The sequence below is a fragment of the Aquidulcibacter paucihalophilus genome (assembly GCF_002105465.1).
GTDB lineage: Bacteria > Pseudomonadota > Alphaproteobacteria > Caulobacterales > Aquidulcibacteraceae > Aquidulcibacter > Aquidulcibacter paucihalophilus.
Window position 1 is genome coordinate 1 of the sequence record NZ_NCSQ01000048.1, and the last position, 1,128, is coordinate 1,128.

General features: G+C 54.6%; 2 protein-coding genes. Both read left to right on the forward strand.

All coding sequences use genetic code 11. From position 1 onward, the window contains the following. The first annotated feature begins 149 nt into the window (after nt 1-149). Nucleotides 150-524: a helix-turn-helix transcriptional regulator gene (locus tag B7364_RS04180; protein ID WP_085338686.1), complete on the forward strand. Its 375-nt coding sequence runs from the start codon at nt 150-152 to the stop codon at nt 522-524. 305 nt (nt 525-829) lie between these two features. Continuing rightward, nucleotides 830-1,033: a helix-turn-helix transcriptional regulator gene (locus B7364_RS04185; protein WP_085338687.1), complete on the forward strand. Its 204-nt coding sequence runs from the start codon at nt 830-832 to the stop codon at nt 1,031-1,033. Nucleotides 1,034-1,128 lie beyond the last annotated feature (95 nt).

Here is a 1,128-nt window from a genome sequence, read left to right on the forward strand (position 1 = left end):
GCACAAACCTCCCGCGGAGCGGGTTCGTTCTTCGGCCAACTTAAGACATTCGTGTTGGGTCACTTATGGCCGCTTTAACTGGGCTCCGGCTCCCACATAGGATTGGCCCAAAACTTGCTCCGTCCTTAGTCCGAACGCGGAGATGTCTAATGGGAAGACGGCTCAGAGCAGATGTGGATCAGCGCCAGCTTGGTTTGTTTGGCGAGAGTTTGGCGCTCGGCCAGAAGCCAAAGGTCGAGAAGGCCCTGCCTGTTAGGCCCAGCCAAATTCCAAAACCGATGGCTTTTCACAAGCACTCCGCCGGATCTGCCAAAGTCGAGCCAGTCCCTCGCAAGAGTCTCAGCACTCTTCCCTCCGAAGTCGTGCGACCCGCAGAAGCAGCATTGGTTCTTTCAGTGTCATTGAGCTTGCTGAAGAAGTGGCGAGCAGAAGGTGCTGGGCCTCGCTTTGTTCGGCTGGGCGGGCGGGCAATTGGCTATCGCCGGGCTGACTTATCAGACTGGATCGCCGCTCGGATCAGTTGATTTTTTCTTTGGCGCAGAATTTTTATGCAGCTGATTGGGCGGTTGCGCGCCTACTGGCCCTCTAGATTCCCCAATCGCGGGCATTGTGGCGATGGGGCATGGCGGGGCATATTGGGTTAAGCTGGTGCGTGCTGGAACCCGTCGAAACAGATCGATCCATCTGTGGATATCAGGTGGATAAGTCCCGATTTTTGGCTTCCCGATTTTGGTGAACATGCTGGATTAGTGTGGTTTTTCTGAGTTCTCTTGGTCTTGCAAGATCGCAGTTCCGCGATGCTTGTCGAGCTTGATAGAGGATGAAAGTCATGAATACCGACACACTACTCACCGTCGAAGATGCCGCCGCCCATTTGAAGATTTCCAAGCACACCTTGAACCGCTGGCGCGTAACCGGTGAAGGCCCTCCCTTCATCAAATATGGCCCCCGGTTGGTGCGTTATCTCGTCACCGCACTTGATGTTTGGGCGCAGGAGCGCATATTTGCCAATACCAGCCAATATGGGCGGTAAGCTCTTGCCTTGCCAATCTTCGCCAAATGCCAGAGCGTTTGGGCGCGTCAAGGTTGTCCGTCATCAAAACATTTGGCACAGATTTGGCTGCGACT

Bases quoted from the DNA above. Each gene is read 5' to 3' on its own strand.
- B7364_RS04180 (WP_085338686.1), top strand. From the start codon at position 150: ATGGGAAGACGGCTCAGAGCAGATGTGGATCAGCGCCAGCTTGGTTTG.
- B7364_RS04185 (WP_085338687.1), top strand. From the start codon at position 830: ATGAATACCGACACACTACTCACCGTCGAAGATGCCGCCGCCCATTTG.